General features: G+C 22.9%; 22 protein-coding genes and 2 pseudogenes. 20 read left to right on the top strand and 4 right to left on the bottom strand.

The features are described 5' to 3' along the window. Position 1: 1 nt before the first annotated feature. The 10 genes from ACXUB0_RS11370 (at position 2) to ACXUB0_RS11325 (ending at position 5,940) form a co-directional block, all read left to right on the top strand. On the top strand, positions 2 to 382 hold the full coding sequence (locus ACXUB0_RS11370; protein ID WP_458258696.1) for a hypothetical protein: 381 nt from the start codon (positions 2 to 4) through the stop codon (positions 380 to 382). A gap of 235 nt (positions 383 to 617) precedes the next feature. After that, positions 618 to 1,049 carry a hypothetical protein gene (locus tag ACXUB0_RS11365; protein WP_458258695.1) on the top strand — a complete coding sequence of 144 codons (432 nt, stop codon included), beginning with the start codon at positions 618 to 620 and terminating at the stop codon, positions 1,047 to 1,049. A 15-nt stretch (positions 1,050 to 1,064) separates the two neighbouring features. Then, positions 1,065 to 1,223, top strand: a complete 159-nt coding sequence (locus ACXUB0_RS11360) for a hypothetical protein (protein ID WP_458257360.1) — start codon at positions 1,065 to 1,067, stop codon at positions 1,221 to 1,223. A gap of 34 nt (positions 1,224 to 1,257) precedes the next feature. Further along, positions 1,258 to 1,446: a hypothetical protein gene (locus ACXUB0_RS11355; protein ID WP_174481134.1), complete on the top strand. Its 189-nt coding sequence runs from the start codon at positions 1,258 to 1,260 to the stop codon at positions 1,444 to 1,446. A 1-nt stretch (position 1,447) separates the two neighbouring features. Further along, positions 1,448 to 1,633 (top strand): hypothetical protein, encoded by a 186-nt coding sequence (locus ACXUB0_RS11350; protein WP_458257413.1) that lies wholly within the window; start codon positions 1,448 to 1,450, stop codon positions 1,631 to 1,633. A 17-nt stretch (positions 1,634 to 1,650) separates the two neighbouring features. Beyond that, positions 1,651 to 2,028, top strand: coding sequence for a hypothetical protein (locus ACXUB0_RS11345; RefSeq protein WP_458257496.1), 378 nt, complete (start codon positions 1,651 to 1,653; stop codon positions 2,026 to 2,028). Positions 2,029 to 2,044: 16 nt separating this feature from the next. After that, complete coding sequence (locus tag ACXUB0_RS11340) at positions 2,045 to 3,244, top strand: hypothetical protein (RefSeq protein WP_458258694.1); 1,200 nt, start codon at positions 2,045 to 2,047, stop codon at positions 3,242 to 3,244. A 14-nt stretch (positions 3,245 to 3,258) separates the two neighbouring features. Continuing rightward, complete coding sequence (locus ACXUB0_RS11335; RefSeq protein ID WP_458258693.1) at positions 3,259 to 3,579, top strand: hypothetical protein; 321 nt, start codon at positions 3,259 to 3,261, stop codon at positions 3,577 to 3,579. Between the two features lie 409 nt (positions 3,580 to 3,988). Next, positions 3,989 to 4,609, top strand: coding sequence for a hypothetical protein (locus ACXUB0_RS11330; RefSeq protein WP_458258692.1), 621 nt, complete (start codon positions 3,989 to 3,991; stop codon positions 4,607 to 4,609). Positions 4,610 to 4,701: 92 nt separating this feature from the next. Further along, positions 4,702 to 5,940, top strand: a complete 1,239-nt coding sequence (locus ACXUB0_RS11325) for an IS256 family transposase (RefSeq protein WP_458258691.1) — start codon at positions 4,702 to 4,704, stop codon at positions 5,938 to 5,940. A 150-nt stretch (positions 5,941 to 6,090) separates the two neighbouring features. Here the strand turns inward: ACXUB0_RS11325 and ACXUB0_RS11320 are convergent, their stop codons facing one another. Continuing rightward, positions 6,091 to 6,258, bottom strand: coding sequence for a hypothetical protein (locus ACXUB0_RS11320; protein ID WP_458257663.1), 168 nt, complete (start codon positions 6,256 to 6,258; stop codon positions 6,091 to 6,093). Continuing rightward, positions 6,236 to 6,658, bottom strand: a complete 423-nt coding sequence (locus ACXUB0_RS11315; RefSeq protein WP_458258690.1) for a hypothetical protein — start codon at positions 6,656 to 6,658, stop codon at positions 6,236 to 6,238. Before ACXUB0_RS11315 ends, ACXUB0_RS11320 begins: the two co-directional genes overlap by 23 nt. 185 nt (positions 6,659 to 6,843) lie before the next feature. Here ACXUB0_RS11315 and ACXUB0_RS11310 point away from each other — a divergent pair, with 185 nt between their 5' ends. After that, positions 6,844 to 7,263 (top strand): hypothetical protein, encoded by a 420-nt coding sequence (locus ACXUB0_RS11310; RefSeq protein ID WP_458257688.1) that lies wholly within the window; start codon positions 6,844 to 6,846, stop codon positions 7,261 to 7,263. 143 nt (positions 7,264 to 7,406) lie between these two features. Here the strand turns inward: ACXUB0_RS11310 and ACXUB0_RS11305 are convergent. Both ACXUB0_RS11305 and ACXUB0_RS11300 read right to left on the bottom strand, forming a co-directional pair. Further along, a pseudogene (locus ACXUB0_RS11305) lies at positions 7,407 to 8,009 on the bottom strand (ISNCY family transposase); the annotation flags it as partial. A gap of 217 nt (positions 8,010 to 8,226) precedes the next feature. After that, positions 8,227 to 8,874, bottom strand: a pseudogene (locus ACXUB0_RS11300) (ISNCY family transposase); the annotation flags it as partial. 281 nt (positions 8,875 to 9,155) lie between these two features. Between ACXUB0_RS11300 and infC the strand changes: the two are divergent. The 9 genes from infC to pheT all read left to right on the top strand — a co-directional run bounded on the left by infC (position 9,156) and on the right by pheT (position 16,979). Then, on the top strand, positions 9,156 to 9,698 hold the full coding sequence (gene infC / locus ACXUB0_RS11295; protein ID WP_174480738.1) for a translation initiation factor IF-3: 543 nt from the start codon (positions 9,156 to 9,158) through the stop codon (positions 9,696 to 9,698). Positions 9,699 to 9,714: 16 nt separating this feature from the next. Beyond that, positions 9,715 to 9,903 carry a 50S ribosomal protein L35 gene (gene rpmI, locus ACXUB0_RS11290; RefSeq protein ID WP_458258689.1) on the top strand — a complete coding sequence of 63 codons (189 nt, stop codon included), beginning with the start codon at positions 9,715 to 9,717 and terminating at the stop codon, positions 9,901 to 9,903. A gap of 16 nt (positions 9,904 to 9,919) precedes the next feature. Continuing rightward, positions 9,920 to 10,279, top strand: a complete 360-nt coding sequence (gene rplT, locus ACXUB0_RS11285; protein ID WP_252320320.1) for a 50S ribosomal protein L20 — start codon at positions 9,920 to 9,922, stop codon at positions 10,277 to 10,279. Between the two features lie 233 nt (positions 10,280 to 10,512). Further along, the gene (locus tag ACXUB0_RS11280) at positions 10,513 to 11,373 is read left to right on the top strand and encodes a TMEM164 family acyltransferase (protein WP_458258688.1); all 861 of its coding nucleotides are present in this window, start codon (positions 10,513 to 10,515) and stop codon (positions 11,371 to 11,373) included. 32 nt (positions 11,374 to 11,405) lie between these two features. Then, positions 11,406 to 11,909: a dUTP diphosphatase gene (locus tag ACXUB0_RS11275; protein ID WP_458258687.1), complete on the top strand. Its 504-nt coding sequence runs from the start codon at positions 11,406 to 11,408 to the stop codon at positions 11,907 to 11,909. 35 nt (positions 11,910 to 11,944) lie between these two features. After that, positions 11,945 to 12,652 (top strand): M48 family metallopeptidase, encoded by a 708-nt coding sequence (locus ACXUB0_RS11270; RefSeq protein WP_458258686.1) that lies wholly within the window; start codon positions 11,945 to 11,947, stop codon positions 12,650 to 12,652. After that, positions 12,630 to 13,421 carry a TrmH family RNA methyltransferase gene (locus ACXUB0_RS11265; RefSeq protein ID WP_458258685.1) on the top strand — a complete coding sequence of 264 codons (792 nt, stop codon included), beginning with the start codon at positions 12,630 to 12,632 and terminating at the stop codon, positions 13,419 to 13,421. Before ACXUB0_RS11270 ends, ACXUB0_RS11265 begins: the two co-directional genes overlap by 23 nt. Positions 13,422 to 13,484: 63 nt before the next feature. After that, complete coding sequence (gene pheS, locus ACXUB0_RS11260; protein ID WP_458258684.1) at positions 13,485 to 14,549, top strand: phenylalanine--tRNA ligase subunit alpha; 1,065 nt, start codon at positions 13,485 to 13,487, stop codon at positions 14,547 to 14,549. Between the two features lie 24 nt (positions 14,550 to 14,573). Further along, complete coding sequence (gene pheT, locus ACXUB0_RS11255) at positions 14,574 to 16,979, top strand: phenylalanine--tRNA ligase subunit beta (protein WP_458258683.1); 2,406 nt, start codon at positions 14,574 to 14,576, stop codon at positions 16,977 to 16,979. Positions 16,980 to 17,042 lie beyond the last annotated feature (63 nt).

Here is a 17,042-nt window from a genome sequence, read left to right as displayed (position 1 = left end):
AATGCCAAACGAAAATACACAATCAAATTATACTTTAACCAAATTAATTAGAACCGGTATAAGTCCTATTTGTGCAATGATTGGTACAAGTTCTTATTATGGTCAAGTAATTTCAAATCCAGTATTAGGTTCAATTAATAGTTTATTATTTGGTAAAAAATTAGGTTTAGATATTTGAAATTTAAATCAAAGACCAAATACTAAAACAAAATTAATTAATAGTTCTAAAAAAATATTACTAGGTTTAGGAACAATCGGTTTAGCAAATTATAGTAAATGAACAGAAAATAATATTAATCCTATTATTCCAACAACACCAACTCCAATAACTACTACAACTACAACTGAGGGTCCACCATGATTATTATTAGAACCTGTTTAGGATCTTTTTTAACTTATTTTTGATTAAATTAATATCATAAATGTTATTTTATAGTTGAAAAATAAATTTTTAATCGATAAGTTGTCAAATGATAAAATCTTTTTAACAAAAAAATGACAAAGAAAATAAAATGTTAATTAACTGTCAGGTTAGAAATAATTATTCCCTTTTTTAGTTTAATTATGTTTAAAAGATTCCAAACAGGTTCTTAGATAAACAAGATAATCAGTCATTAATGGATTGAGATACATATATTAGTTTAAATGCTTATGGTATTTCAAATCTTATTAGTGGATTAACTGAGTTAATACCTAATAAATTTGAAACAATAAGAAAAATTTGTAATATGGCAACTGGTGGATGTTTGATTAGTACTGGTGTTGCTATGGGTATAAATAATAATTTTAATAATGCTTATGCAGTACCTACCATTATTGCTGGGGCATCTGAAATTATTCATAATTTATTACCTATGGAAACAAATCATCATGTTGAAGAAATGCAAGAAACAACATTTAATAATGAAACTACAAGATTAATTAATGATAATAGATTTTCAATTAATAGTGAAACAACCAGTCAATACGGTAGTGATAATATGAGCGAAGTACCATTAAATACTGATAATGCTTCATTAAATTGAGATTACAATCACATGAGTTTATAAAGGGGGTGAAAAGCAATGAATAAAGAAAAAATAATTGAATATTATAATCAAGAAATACAATCATATAAAGAAAGAATGGAACAATTAAATAAAGAAATATCTGTATTAGTAAAAATTATAAGTAATTCACAATCAATGATTGAAAGAATTAATGGTGGTCAATTTGATGAATAATTAAAAAATAAATAATTGAAAGGAAAATATTGAGATGAAAGAATTTTTACATGAATTAATAATTATTGGAACAAGTGTTGGAACATTAATTTGCAGAGAAATTATTGTTTTATTAAAAAGATTTATTACAACTCCAAAACATGTTAGAGCAAATAACAAAATTATAAAACATCAAAAAAAATTAGCAAAATTAAATGAAAAAATTAATAAAGGAGAAAAATAATATGACAAAAATTGAATTTAATGAAAAATATAGAAAAAATAATATCAAAATTGATAGAGATTTTGATTTAGATATAGGAAATTGTTTTAAATTTTCTGATATTGATATATTAGAAAATGCTGTTAATGATTATAAAAAACTAATAAGTGAAATGCCACAATTAGTTAAAGATTGATTATTGGGATAAGATTAGGAGAATGTTAAATGTTAGAAAATGAAAATAATGTTCAACAAACAACTGAACCTTTAACTGAAAATAATGCTTCTTCACAAGAAATAGAAAATAAAGTTAATGAAGCAGAAAATAAGTTAAATAAACTTAATCAAGAAATTAAAGAAAAAGAAATTATTAATATATTTAAAAAATATCAAGTTAAAACTGAATTTTATGATTATTTAAAATTTAAAACAAGTAATATAGAAAATTCAAAAATTGAAGAAACTATTAAAAAAATGATTAAAGAACAACCAGTATTTAAAGAAACAATTAATACAGGTGGCAAACCACAAACAATAATAACAAATCAACCAAATTCAATAAAAAGTACATTATTGGATTATAAAAATAAAAATAAATTATAAGGAAGGAAAATAAAAAATGGCAGTACCATTCAAACAAAATTTAGATAATACCGAAAAATTAGTAGAAGCACCAGAATTTATAGAATTTTTTAAACAATCAAATAGTCCGTGGGCAAGTTTTTTTCCTATCGAAATGGTTAATTCAACAAGAATTGAATTTATAGTTAAAAAACCAAAAGACCCAAAAGTTAAAGCTCTTCAATGAAATGATAAAAGTAAAAGAATAGATGTTGGATATGCTGATACAGATAAAATTATTAAAGAAATTACAGAAGAAGCCGTTGCTGGCGAAACAATTGCAGCAAAAGATTTATTAGCAGAAAATGGTCAAAATTTATTACAAAGTATGCAATATGAAGTTGCTAATGATTTAGCAGATTATTTAGCTAATAACAATACTAATGTAATTGCAAAATATGCAATTAAATTTATGATTGAAAAATCAACAGAACCAAAAGCACAAGCAATTAAATATGTAGAAGCAATGTTGGGGGCATGAAATACATTATTTCAATATAGAAATATTGCAAATTGTAGATTCTTTATTACTAATTCTCTTTATGATAGTATAGTTTATTTGGCAGATAATAAAGGTTTAATTACTGATAATGAAATTGCACAACAATTAAGATTAAATGGTAATGATTTATATATTAAAGGTGTTTTATGTCAAATTGTAATGGATGACTATATGACTTTTAAAAATGATAAAAATGATGATGAAATTATGTCATTTGTTTTAGCAACACCAAGAGCAATGAAAAGATATATGTTGCAAGATACAATTATTTATGTTCAAGAAGTGGCAGATGGTAAAGTTGGAAGAATGTATTTAGTTGGTGGAGAAGTTACAGGTCAAGCCATACCTTATATTTCTAATAATGAAACAACATCACGTTGAATGGCATGTGGAATTATTAATACTGATAAAACTGATTTAAAAACTAAAATTACAAATTTAACAACTGATATTACTGCAAATGTTAATAACAATAATAGTGAATTAAATACACAAATAAAAAGTACTAATGAACTTAAATCATTAAATCCAAATTTAACAAATCCAACTATTAAATATTTTAGTGACGCACAAGGAAAAACTAATGTAAGTAATCAAAAACAAAAAGCAGGTGACTTATATATAACTATTACTGCAAATGTTAATGACTTAAATTATAAAGGAACAACAAATCCAATTAAAATAACTCTTAAATAAAGGAAATTAATACCATGCCAATCGGTACAACTAGTACAGCAATACTTTTAAACATAAATAAACCAAAACATACTAGAACAAGTAACCAACAAGAAAATAAAAGTTTTTGATGAGAAATTTTAGAAATGATTGGTGTACAAGTTATAGCAGTAGCACTTGCTCCTTTTACTGGTGGATTAAGTGAAAGTGTAGTCCTTGGATTAGGTGCAAGTGATTTAGTTGCTAGTATTAGTGCTATTGGTGTAGAGTTTTTAACTGATTTTACTATTAATCAAGTTTATGATTATTTAAAAGGAAATGTAAGAACCTGTTTGGAATCTTTTAAACATAATTAAACTAAAAAAGGGAATAATTATTTCTAACCTGACAGTTAATTAACATTTTATTTTCTTTGTCATTTTTTTGTTAAAAAGATTTTATCATTTGACAACTTATCGATTAAAAATTTATTTTTCAACTATAAAATAACATTTATGATATTAATTTAATCAAAAATAAGTTAAAAAAGATCCTAAACAGGTTCTAACAAAATTAAATACTTTCTTTAATATACTTCCTGCATTTGCTGGACTTAATAAAATTAGTCGTGGTTATCGTACTACTAAATTTATTAAATTAGCAGAAAAAACTAAAACATTAGAACAAGTTGGAATTAAAGAAGCAAAAAACTTACAAGAAATTATAAGTCAAGTAAGTGGAAAAGAAATTTTAACAGATAAAATTATTGGTAATAAACGTTATTTAATGAATTATAGTTTTACTCCTAATCGTGAAACAGTATTACGAGATTTAGGATATGTTGCTGAAAGACAATATAAAAATAATTTTCAAAAATTAGAAGCACAAGAATTAAAAGATTACTTATTATTACAAAATACATTAATAAAACTAAGTCCACAATTAACTCCTAAATTTAAAATTAAAGATATTGAAAAAGCAAATAACTTTTTAAAAAAATATAATACTGATTTAAAAAAAGTACTATCTATGAACCAACATGATTGATTAAATTTAGTTCATACAATACATTCAGAAAATAGATATGGAAAAACTTTAATTTTAGATTTACAAAAAATTCGTGCTAATGCTATTAAATTTAATTTTAAAAAAAGTTCAATTCATAAGATTGTTTTAAATGCAAATAAAATTTTTAAATATTTGGATATTAGATTTTATTTAAAAAAAGGTTTAAATAAATTTTGAAAAAATACATCATATTTTGAAAAATTACGAGAAAGTATATATAAATTACAAGAAAAATTTGAAAAATTAGAAAAACAAGCATTTGAGAAAATTAATAAATTAAAAGAAAAAGTAACTGATTGCAAGTGCTACTGCTATAACTTGTACACCAATCATTTCTAAAATTTCTCGGTAATGTTTAGTAATCTGTGTAACTTACAAAAATAACTATGTTTAATTAATTCTATAATAAACCTAGAAAGAGTGAATTACAGATGGCTAAAAAGCAAAATATTAATAATAATGATCCAATATCAAAAGCAGTAGATTTATTATTAGAAAATACTGAAGATTTAACAACAGTTTTTAAAGAGGGAGGTTTGTATAAAGAATTAACAAAAAGATTAGTAGAAAAAATGTTGAATTCTGAGATGCAAAATTATTTAGGATATGATAAGAATCAACATAGTAATAGTGACAATGCTCGTAATGGTATAAGTTCAAAAAAATTAATAACTCAACAAGGTAAAATTGAGATTGATGTACCACGAGATCGCAATAGTAATTTTAATCCTTTAATAATTGCAAAAAGACAAAGAAGATTTGATGGTTTTGATCAACAAGTTCTTTCTTTATATGCAAAAGGTATGACATTATCAGATATTAGAATGCAATTACAAGAGTTATATCATGGTGCTGATATTAGTGAAAGTGTTATTAGTCAAATTACTGATGATGTTATTGATGATGTAAAAGCATGGCAAAATCGACCATTAGATAGTATTTATCCGATTATTTATTTTGATTGCATAGTAGTTAAAATACGACAAGATAAACGCATTATTAACAAATCTGTGTATATAGCTTTAGGAGTTGATTTAGAAGGTAAAAAAGATGTTTTAGGCTTATGAATTAGTGAAAATGAAGGTTCTAAATTTTGATTAGCCAATTTCACAGAAATGAAAAATCGAAGCTTAAATGATATTCTTATTGCTTGTAGTGATAATTTAACAGGAATGTCAGAAGCAATACAATCAGTTTATCCTAAAACAGAACATCAATTATGCATCGTTCATCAAATTAGAAATAGTTTGAAATATGTCTCATATAAGCATAGAAAATCTCTAGTTGCAGATTTAAAACCAATTTATACTGCATGTAGTGAAGAACAAGCAATGCAGGCTTTAGAAACATTTGAAAATAAGTGAAATAAACAATATCCTCAAATTGCTAAATCTTGATATAAAAATTGAGAAAATTTGATAGTTTTTATTAGTTATCCAACAGAAATTAAAAGAGTAATTTATACCACAAATGCTATTGAATCTGTTAATAGTCAATTACGAAAAGTTATCAGAAATAAAAAAGTTTTTCCTAATGATATGGAAGAATTGAAAATATTTTATTTAGCAATTGAAAATATAACAAAAAAATGAACAATGCCCATTCAAAATTGAAATACAGCAATTGCTCATTTTATGATAAAATTTGAAGATAGAATTAATCTTAACTAGTACTTTGTAAAACAAAGATACACAGATTTCTAAAAAGCCTCTTATATTAATAAAAATGTGACACAAAATACTTTATTTTTTTTAATTAATGTGTTGTAATTATTACAAAAATTAATAATTTATTTTATCTTTTATTTAAAGAAAATTAAATTATATCCACATTTGAAATACGTCCATATTTTTTTGTCTTTCTGCATGTTTTTGTTTTTTAGTTTTAATGTTTTCAAATGAAATTTCTACAAAAATAGCAGGAGAAGGTATAAAAATAGATTCATCTTTTGTTTTTTCGTTATTGTTATTCTCTAACATTATATCCATATTTTATATTTCCTTTATAATTTTCTATTTTAGTTTTATTTTTTGGGTGATTTTCGAAATAATCTCAGTTGAAAACATCTTGTACTAATACCATTAATGAACCAATAATTTTAGGAGTTGCTAATGGATTAGTTAATAATTGTTTTGAATTTAAAAAGAAATTTTCTACAATAACTAATATTTTTTTATCAATAAATTTTTCTTTAATTAATTGAAATTTTTCTTTATAAATATTTTTAGTTCATAAAACAGTTAATGTATTGAATGTTTCATTAAAAACAATATTATTAGTTTCATTTGAATATATAACAATTCCATTATTACCAATACCAGCAGGGTCAATTCCAATAATTAATTCATTGTCAATATCGAATGAAAATTTCCTAAAAATATTTATCAAAAAATTAAATTATTTTGGAAAGTTACACTATTAAATAAACACAAATTCCAAATAACCTTTAAAATTTTAATTCCTGTTTTTAATATAGGATTTTTTTTGTATAATTTAATTAAACTTAATATAAGTTTTTAACTCATTGCTTTAATTTCAAAGTAAATGAGTTTTTATTTTGAAAGGATGAAAAAATGAATAAAAATTTACAAGAAGAATATGAATGAATTAATAAAGAATTGATAAAAATAATCATTGATAAAAATCAATTTACTCCAGAAATTATTAGTAATAGAGTTAATTTAGCTCAAACTACTATTGTTGATATTAATGAAAATTTAAAAAAACAAAAGATTAGCAAATTTAAAAAAATTAGTTATTTAATATTAAAAATATTTACTTTTGGAAAAATTGATAAAAATAAAATAATTAAAGAAAAAAATGATTTTTTTATAAAAATATCAAAAGAACTTTTTGGAAATATTAAAAAAGTAAAAGAATTATATATAAGAAAATCAAATAGTGAAATAAATATAGATGTTAATAAAATTAATAATGCAACTTTAAATAATTTATTAATAAATCCGAATAAATCAAACTTACCACAAATGTAAAAACGATAGATTGCAATTACAATTTCTTTTATATTTAAAATCAATTTTAGGTAACAAAATTTGCTCATATACAAATGATTTAAAAATTTATATGGTTTAGTATTCACAAAATGTAAATCTTATATAACTTTAATTAGGAATTATTAATATCCATATCTTCAAGGATGATTTTTATTGGGTATATAAACTTTTTTAGTTTTTATTAAATTTTCTTTGATAATTGGTTTTAAAGCTATTTCTTTTAGTTCATACATTTGATTATTGTAACTAAGATATAAGTCATTAATAAATGATTTAAGTACAATTACATCAGTTCTAGGTTGTATATATTGAACTTTGTTATTTTTATAAGGAAAATATTTTTTACTATAATATGTTATAGTTGAACCACTATCTGTTTTTCTTTTAGAAAATCTTGAAAGATAAATATTTATTTCTTCTTGTGTAGGAGCTTTAATCATAGCAGATTTATTATCATCAATAGGAAAAGCAAACTGTTTATTAAAAAAGTTTATGTACGTTTTAAGAAATTGATTAGCTTCTTCTAAAGTTTTAATTTTATTAAGTCTTAGTTCGCTAATTAATCGACTTTGAAGTGTTCCAAATAAGCGTTCAATTCGACCTTTAGCTTGTGGAATTGAAGTTCTAATTATTTCAACACCCAAATCATTACAGCATTTTTGAAATTGAGTATAAGTGTCATTTTCTGTGTTTATTTTACCCGCATCGATTTTTTTCTTAGAACCTGTTTAGGATCTTTTTTAACTTATTTTTGATTAAATTAATATCATAAATGTTATTTTATAGTTGAAAAATAAATTTTTAATCGATAAGTTGTCAAATGATAAAATCTTTTTAACAAAAAAATGACAAAGAAAATAAAATGTTAATTAACTGTCAGGTTAGAAATAATTATTCCCTTTTTTAGTTTAATTATGTTTAAAAGATTCCAAACAGGTTCTTATATCCAAAAACTGTTCTGTTATCAGTATAAAATGATTTTGGTATGCCATATTTAGTTAAAATTTGATAAAAGACATTATAATAACCATCTAATGTTTCTTGATGATCAAATCATAGCCCGACAATATTGCTTGTAGCATCATCAATTGCAGCATGTAAAATGCTTTTGGTTTATCATTACCAAATCAATGATGATTACTTGCATCCATTTGAATTAATTCACCAAAATTTGTTCTACGATTTCTTGTTGGATGTAAGTTATTTTTCTTATTTTTATGTTTTTTTTGGTGAAGTGAGTTTTTCTTTAATTAATATAGTATAAAGTGTGCTATATGAAATTTTAATTTTTTCTTCATTAATTAATTTCTCATGGAAATGTTGAAAATTAAAATTATAATATTTGGTTTTATACAAGTTTATAATTTCATTTTTAATTTTAATATTTGTTGCTTTATTAGAAATTTTATTACGTGATTTATGAATAAAACCAATTTTACCTTCTCTATTAAAAATTTGAATTAATTGATTAATTCTTCTAATAGTTAAGTTAAGTTTACTTTTAGTTTGATGCTTAGATAATTTTTTAATAGTAATGTCGTTTATAATCTTATATTTATATTTTTCTTTCATAGTCATGCTTCTTTCCATATTTATCACCAAGTATATTTAACTTCACTTTTGGGAAATTTTTACTCGATAACTAATAGGAAATTATCACTAAATAATGACACACATATTAAAAAAATCTTGTAATTTATTAAAAATCTAATATAATAATACTTGACATAAAGAAAGTAGTTTTTACGCTCACCTGATAGCTAAGTTGTTATAGGTTCAATGCTTTAAATTTTTATTTTTAAAATAAAGTTTTGTAGTGGTGAGTGTGCGTTTTAGCACACTTTTATTTATGCAAATTAAAGGAGGTATGTATGGCTTTTAAAAATAATGATAATTTATGAAATAGTAATATTCCCTTTTATGAATTTTTATTAATTGGTAATGATGGTACTAATTATGGTTTAATGAAAAAAAATGATGCTTTAAAAAAAGCAGAAGATTTAGGATATGACCTATTATGTATATCACCAAATGCTAAACCACCTGTTTGTAAAATGTTTAAATTTGATACATATCGTTTTGAACAACAAAAAAAGGAAAAAGAAGTTAAAAAAGCACAAAAATTAACAATTGTTGAAGAAAAAGAAATTCGACTAAGTGTTGTTATTGATAACAATGACATTAAAACAAAGGCAAATAAGGCTCGTAAATTTCTAAGTAATGGTAACAAAGTAAAAGTTACATTAAAATATCGTGGTCGTGAATTACATAATCCTGAAGCAGGATTTGAAGTAATTACAAAATTTTATAAAGAATTAGAAGATATTTGTATTTATGATAAAAACTTTGATAAAAAAGAAAAAAATATACAAACTATTTATCTTTTTCCAAAAAAGAAAAATCAAGAAAATTAACAATAGGAGGTAAAATATGCCAAAAATGAAAACAAAAAAAGCTTTAAAAAAAAGAATTAAAGTAACAGGAAGTGTTAAATGAATGCGTAGTGGTGCTTTTGTTTCTCACTTAGCTCAAAATAAAACAACAAAACAAAAACGTCAATTACGTGGGTGAAGTGAAGTATCTGCTTCTGACTATAAGCGTTTAAAAGATTTAATTTAGGAAGGTGACAAAATAAATGGCTAGAGTTAAAGGCGGTTATACAACTAATCATCGCCGTAAAAAAATACTAAAAGCAGCAAAAGGATATTATGGAGCAAAACATAGTTTATATCGTACAGCAAATGAACAAGTAATGAACTCATTAGCATATGCTTATCGTGATCGTAAAAATTGTAAACGTGAGTTTCGCAAGTTATGAATTCAAAGAATTAATGCAGCTGTTCGTAATTATGATTTATCATATTCACGTTTTATTGATGGCTTAAATAAAGCTAATATTAATCTTAATCGTAAAATATTGTCTGAGTTATCAATTAATCAACCAGAAGAATTTGAAAAATTAGTTTTGGCATCAAAATCTGCTTTAGCAAAATAATTAATTGCAAAATTTTATATAAATTAAAAACACTTATAATAAATTTAATTTATTTCAAGTGTTTTTAATTTATATAATTATGATAAGTTTTAGAAATGTATTTAATATAAATTTCAAAGAATATTTTTTTATCACAAACTTTGTTTTATAATATATTTAATGGTAAAATTAAAAAATAAATTCGCTTCTTAGTATAAAAATAAGAAAGAAATTTAAAAAAAGAGGGGGCCATTATGGAATTTGTTTTTCTTGGATTTTTTGATGGTAATCCACAAGCAGTTATTAATCCTTTATTTGGTATGTATTATTGAATTGGCTTATCTATATCATTATTCTTGATAATTAGTTTATTTATTTTTAAAAGGTTTTATGCTAATTTAAGTAAGTGCTATAGTTTTAAATGTAGTTTAGGTATTTTTCAAATACTTTTATATATTAGTTTTTATATTGTTCATGGATTGAATGGTGATAATTATCAATGGTATGATTATTTTCCTTTTCAATTATGTTCGGTATTAAATATTACTAGTGGTATACTATTAATTATTCCTAATAAAAGTTTATTTAATATTACTTTTCCTTTAATTGGTCCTGTTATTTTGGCATTTTTATTACCAGATGAAACAAAATGAGTTTTTGGTCCACAACATTTTCTTTATTGAAATTATTATTTTATTCATATTATTATTCTTTTTTCTTATTTACTTTTATATTTATATGGTCATATTGAATATGACAAAATATATATCAAAAAAAGTATATTATATTTAACTTTATTTGGTAGTGGTGTTTTTATTTTTAATACTTCTTTTGGTACTAATTACTTATTTATTGGTAATGCTGGTTATACAGCAAGTTTTGGTAAAAAAGTATTAGACACTTCAGTGTGGTTACCAATTTTACGTTTTACATTTATGTCTGTTGTTGGTATTTCATTACTAGTTTTAACATATATTTTTATTATAAAAACTTTATCTCCTTTTTATTTAGAAAAAGGAACAAAAATTAATCCTATTTACAAAGATAAAAAATCATTAATTACAAAATTTTATAAAAAATTAAATTTAAAAGATAAGAAAATAATGAAATCTTAATTAATAATTAAAAAAAAGAAAGTGAGTTAATTATGTTAAATTCAAAACAATTTTCAACAATTATCCAACTTCAAAATGAGTTAGATAAAAAAATAATTATTAATCGTGGTGTTAGCGATATTAAAACATTAAATTCTAGATTTTTAGCACTTTTAGTTGAATTAGGTGAATTTGCAAATGAACAAAGATGTTTTAAATATTGAAGTTCAAAACCAAGTAGTCAAAAATCAGTAATGCTTGAAGAATATATTGATAGTCTTCATTTTATTCTTAGTATCGGTAATAGCCTTAATATTGATTTTCAAAATTTTAGTTTTTCAGAAAAAACAAATTATCAAGATCTTAATCTTGCATTCATTGATTTATTTGCTTTTGTTACAACTCTTTTTAAATCAAAATCAAGTAATGATTTTTTTGAATTATTAAATATTTATTTTACAATTGGTAAAAAATGTAATTTTAATAGTGAAGACATTATTTCTTGTTATATTTATAAAAATGAAATAAATCATTTACGACAATCACAAAATTATTAATGGAAATAAGTGATCGTTTTATTTAGGAGATTAAAATGACTAATGTTAAAATTTTCAATTATAATAATACAAAATGAGAGTACATTATTACATATAAACAACAAAAACATATGTATTTAAAAGTGCTCAACGATCAAATTATTATTAGTGCTCCATTTTTTATGCAAGAAAAATTAATTGAAGATTTCATTTTAAAAAGTTTACCTAAAATTTTAAAAAAGAAAACTATATTAAAACCTAATATTGTTATTAATAATAATGACAGTTATCTTTATTTTTTAAGTAAAAAATATCAATTAATTACTAAGTATCATTCAAAAAAAACCATTATTTATTTTGAATTTAATAATTTGGTAGTATGCACAAATATTCAAGATGATAAGCAAATATTAATTAAAATTCAAAAATTTTTAAAAGAAGAGTCAAAAAATATTTTTATGAGTCGCTTACAATATTGATCAGAAATTATGAATATTGAGTTTTCAGTACTAAAAATTCGTTCGATGTTAAATAAATGAGGTGTTTGTCAACCAAATACTAAAATCATTACACTTAATTATAAATTAATTCATTTTGATTATGCTGTAATTGATTATGTTATAATTCATGAGTTAACGCATATAATTCATGCTCATCATAAAAAAACATTTTGAAATTTTGTTGCTCAATATTGTCCAGATTTTCAAGATTGTCAAAAAATATTAAAACAAGGAGTTATGGATGAAACAAATAACCTCACTTAAAAATCCAATAATTCAAGAATTAGTTTTATTACATGAAAGAAAACATCGCAATGTTAAAAAAATGTTTTTAATTGAAGGAGAACATTTAATTAGTATTGCATTATTAAAAAAAAGATTACTTGCAGTATATGTTGATGAGAAGTATTTAGACAAATATGCAAATTTATTAAAAGCTTGTAATAATATTGAAGTTATTGTTGTAAATAGTATGATTATTAAAAAAATTTCACAACAAAAAACACCACAACCAATAATTGGCGTTTGTAATATTGTTAAACCTTTAAATTATTTTTATTCTTCTCATATTATTCTAATTGATACAATTCAAGATCCAGGTAATTTAGGAAATATTTTACGCAGTGTTACTGCTTTTAATATTTCTGAAGTATATTTATCAAATGAAAGCGTTGATTTATATAATCACAAAGTAATTAGTGCAAGTCAAGGAGCTATTTTTTATACTAATGTGTATTATGAAAATTTTGATCAATTTTTATTAAAAGTAAAAAATGCAAATTATATGATTTATGGTACATTTCTACATAAAGATAATAGTACTAATTTATCTGAAATTACCTTTAAGCAAAAGAATGCTTTTTTATTTGGCAATGAAGGACAAGGTATTAATAAAAAGTATAAAGATAAAATTAATAGTAATATTTTTATTCCAACTTCTTTTAATGTTGAATCATTAAATTTAGCAACAAGTGTAGCAATAGTAACGTATTGCTTATTTACTAGTAATATATCTAGTAATATATTAAAATAAATTATACTTATTTTGAATTATAAAATTTAATTATACATATTAACAAATTAATGGAGGAATAGAATGTTAGTGGTTAACGATTTAAAAAAAAGATTAGAAATTATTAGACAGCAAGCATTTAATAATATTGATGAAGTTGCTGATTTACATAAATTGCAAGTTTTAAAATCACAATATTTAGGTAAAAATTCGGATATTAATAATATATTAAAATCTTTAGAAAAGTTTCCTCATAATTTTAGAATTGAAATTGGTCAAGCAGCTAATAAATTAAAAAAAGAAATTAATGAATATATAATAAAAAAATTTAATGAAATTGAAAAAGATAACATTAATGAGCGTCTTAAATCTTCAGAAATTGATTTAACACTACCGGGTATTGATTTTAATATTGGTCACACCAATCCTTTATTAAAAACTGTTACCGAAATATCTGAAATTTTTAAAAATTTGGGTTATCAAATCATTAGTGGTAATGAAGTAGAAAATGAAGAATATAATTTTAATCGCTTAAATTTACCATTTGATCATCCAGCAAGAGATATGCAAGATACTTTTTATCTTGAAAATAATAATGACAAACTTAATCGTTGATTATTAAGAACACACGCTACAAATATGACTGCACGCATTCTTAGCGAGCAAGATAAAAATTCAAAAGAAACCACAGCTATTATTAGTTTAGGAAATGTTTATCGAAAAGATGATGATGATGTTACTCATTCTCACCAATTTATGCAAGTTGATGGGTTTTTAGTTGGATCTAATATTACTTTTGCAAATTTAAAATGAACATTAAATTATTTTTGTCAGCAATTTTTTGGCATGGAAACTAAAACAAGATTACGTCCTAGTTATTTCCCATTTACGGAGCCTTCAGTTGAAGTAGATGTAAGTTGCCCAAAATGTAATACAGAAGGTTGTTCATTATGTAAGTATACTGGTTGAATTGAAGTTTTAGGTGCTGGTATGATTCATCCAAATGTTTTTATTGCTGCTGATTTAGATGAAACAACAGCAGGTTTTGCCTTTGGTGTAGGCATTGAAAGAATTACTATGATTAAATATGGCATTGACGATATCAGATTATTTTATAATAATGATTTTCGATTCTTAAAACAATTTTAAAAATTAAAAGGAGTATAAAATAAAATGATAATTTCACGTAAAATCATTTCGCAGTGATTGAATATTAATAGCATTAAAGATTATGAAATCGTTGATGCTTTAAATAGTTTAGGTTTTGAGGTTGATCAAGTAAAAAATTTAATGTTCAGTAATACAAACTTAGTTGTTGGTCAAATTACTAAAATTACTAAACATCCTAAATCAAATAAATTAAATATTTGTGAAGTAACAGTAGGCACTGAAATGTTAACTATAGTTTGTGGTGCAGCAAATGTAGTTATTGGTATTAAAGTTGTTGTAGCAAGGATAGGAAGTACTTTAGGTAATGGTCTTACTATTGTTGAAAGAACAATTCAAGACGTTGTTTCTTCAGGAATGCTTTGTTCATTAACAGAATTAGGATTAAGCGGTATTGTTCAGAATAAAGAAGAATTAAGTGGTATTATTCATTTACCAGATGATGCAATGGTTGGTAATATTAATCCATTACAATATTTAAATTTAGATGATACAATTTTTTTTATTGATTTAACAGTAAATCGTAGTGATTGTTTGGGGATTTATAGTATTGCTAGAGAATTAAGCGGTTATTTTAAAATTCCTTTAAAAAACATGGAAGTTAGTAGTATAGGAAAATTTGATAATAAAAGTCAAGTTAGTGTTCTTAATGGTAAAATTCAAGCTTTAGCAACATTAAAGATTGAATTTGATGATAAATCTGTAATAACACCAATTTGAATTAGAAGAACACTACAACTTGCAAATATTGTACCCAAAACTTTATCAGAAGATATTATTCATTTAGTAATGTTAGAATTGGGTCAACCCTTAATTACTTTTAGTGCCGATGTTTTAAAAAAACCATCTTTAAATATTTCACCTAAATCATACCCAGAAGGTAATTTGCAAATTAAAGAGGGTGATATTTTATTACACGATAAATATTTGGCTTTTAGTGTTTTAGGAGTTAGTCATAATATTGAATATGAAGTTAAACCAAGTTCCAAAGAAGTTTTTATATTTTCAATTAATCCTGATGTTACCTTAATGAGTAAACAAGCAAAGCGACATGGTGCTCTTATTAATACATTATTAGAACGTTTAACAAGACCAGTTGTTCCTGATTATTATTTAATTGCTTTACAACGTTATTTGTTTATTTTAGGACAATTACAAGTTAAATATGAAATTACTGGTTTTAGTAATGATGTTCCTTATCAAGTTAAAACAAAAGTGATCAATTTTAATTTTAATTTTATTAATAAAATTTTAGATACAAATTTTGGGGTTAATGAAATAATTAATTATTTGACTATTATTGGTTGTCAAATTGAAATTGATGCAAAAAATCAAGAAATTTTAAAAGTAACAGTTCCTAATCATCGTAGTGATTTAAATAATGCTAATGATTTTAGTGAAGAAGTTGCAAGAGTATTTGGATATGATAAATTACCAGTTATTAAACCACAATTTAATGTATCATTTAAGTCACCAACGGCAATGGAAAATTTAATGATGAAGTGAAGACAACATTTAACAAGTTATGGTTTTAATCAAATAAAAACATATAGCTTAACAAGTATGCAGAGATTAAATGATTTTAATTTTTTTAAATATAAAATACCTGTAAAATTAGAAGCACCTTTGACATTAACAAGAGAAGTTATGCGTTTTAGTTTGACAGATAGTTTATTAAGAATTTGTCAATATAATTATGCACGTAAAGAAACACAATTAAAAATTTTTACTGATGAAACTATTTATACAGGTGATGAAACTGATGATAATCATCATTTAGCTTTTATGATTATGGATAATTTTTGACCAAAAATTAATACTAATAAAATTACTAATAGTACGTATTATTTTATTAAAGGTTTTTTAGATGGTTTTTTAGCAAAAGTTATGCCAAATTTATTTAACTCTATTGTTTATAAAACAAATAATAATTCTTTAATGCATCCGTATTTAAGCGCAGATATTTTTTATGAGCAAGAACATATTGCTACTATTGGCGCACTGCATCCACAAACTGAAAAAATAATGAATGTTGAAAAAATATTCTTAGCAGAAATTAATTGTAGTAAGTTAGTTAAAATCATAGAAGAACAACAAAAAGTAGTTTCTAAATTTAAGCTTTGATCAAAATTTAATGCTTTAAGTCGTGATATATCAATTATTGTTAATAGCGGTATTCAATTTTCTGATGTAAAAAATGCTATAATATTTGCAAATATTGATTTTTTAGAACAAATATCTTTGGTAGATTTTTATAATGATGAAAAATTAAAATCACAACATCAACACTCATTAACTTTTAATTTGAAATTTAATAGTCAAGAAGAACAATTAGATGAAACAAAAGTAAGTGGACAAATAAGTATTATTCAAGAAATATTAAAGAAAAAATTTCAAGCAATTATTCGTTAAAAATATAACAAAATATTAAATAATAACATTAATATATTTTTTTATTATATTAAATTTTAAATT

Source organism: Spiroplasma endosymbiont of Dactylopius coccus (assembly GCF_977110965.1).
This window is presented reverse-complemented; position numbering and strand designations above follow the sequence as displayed.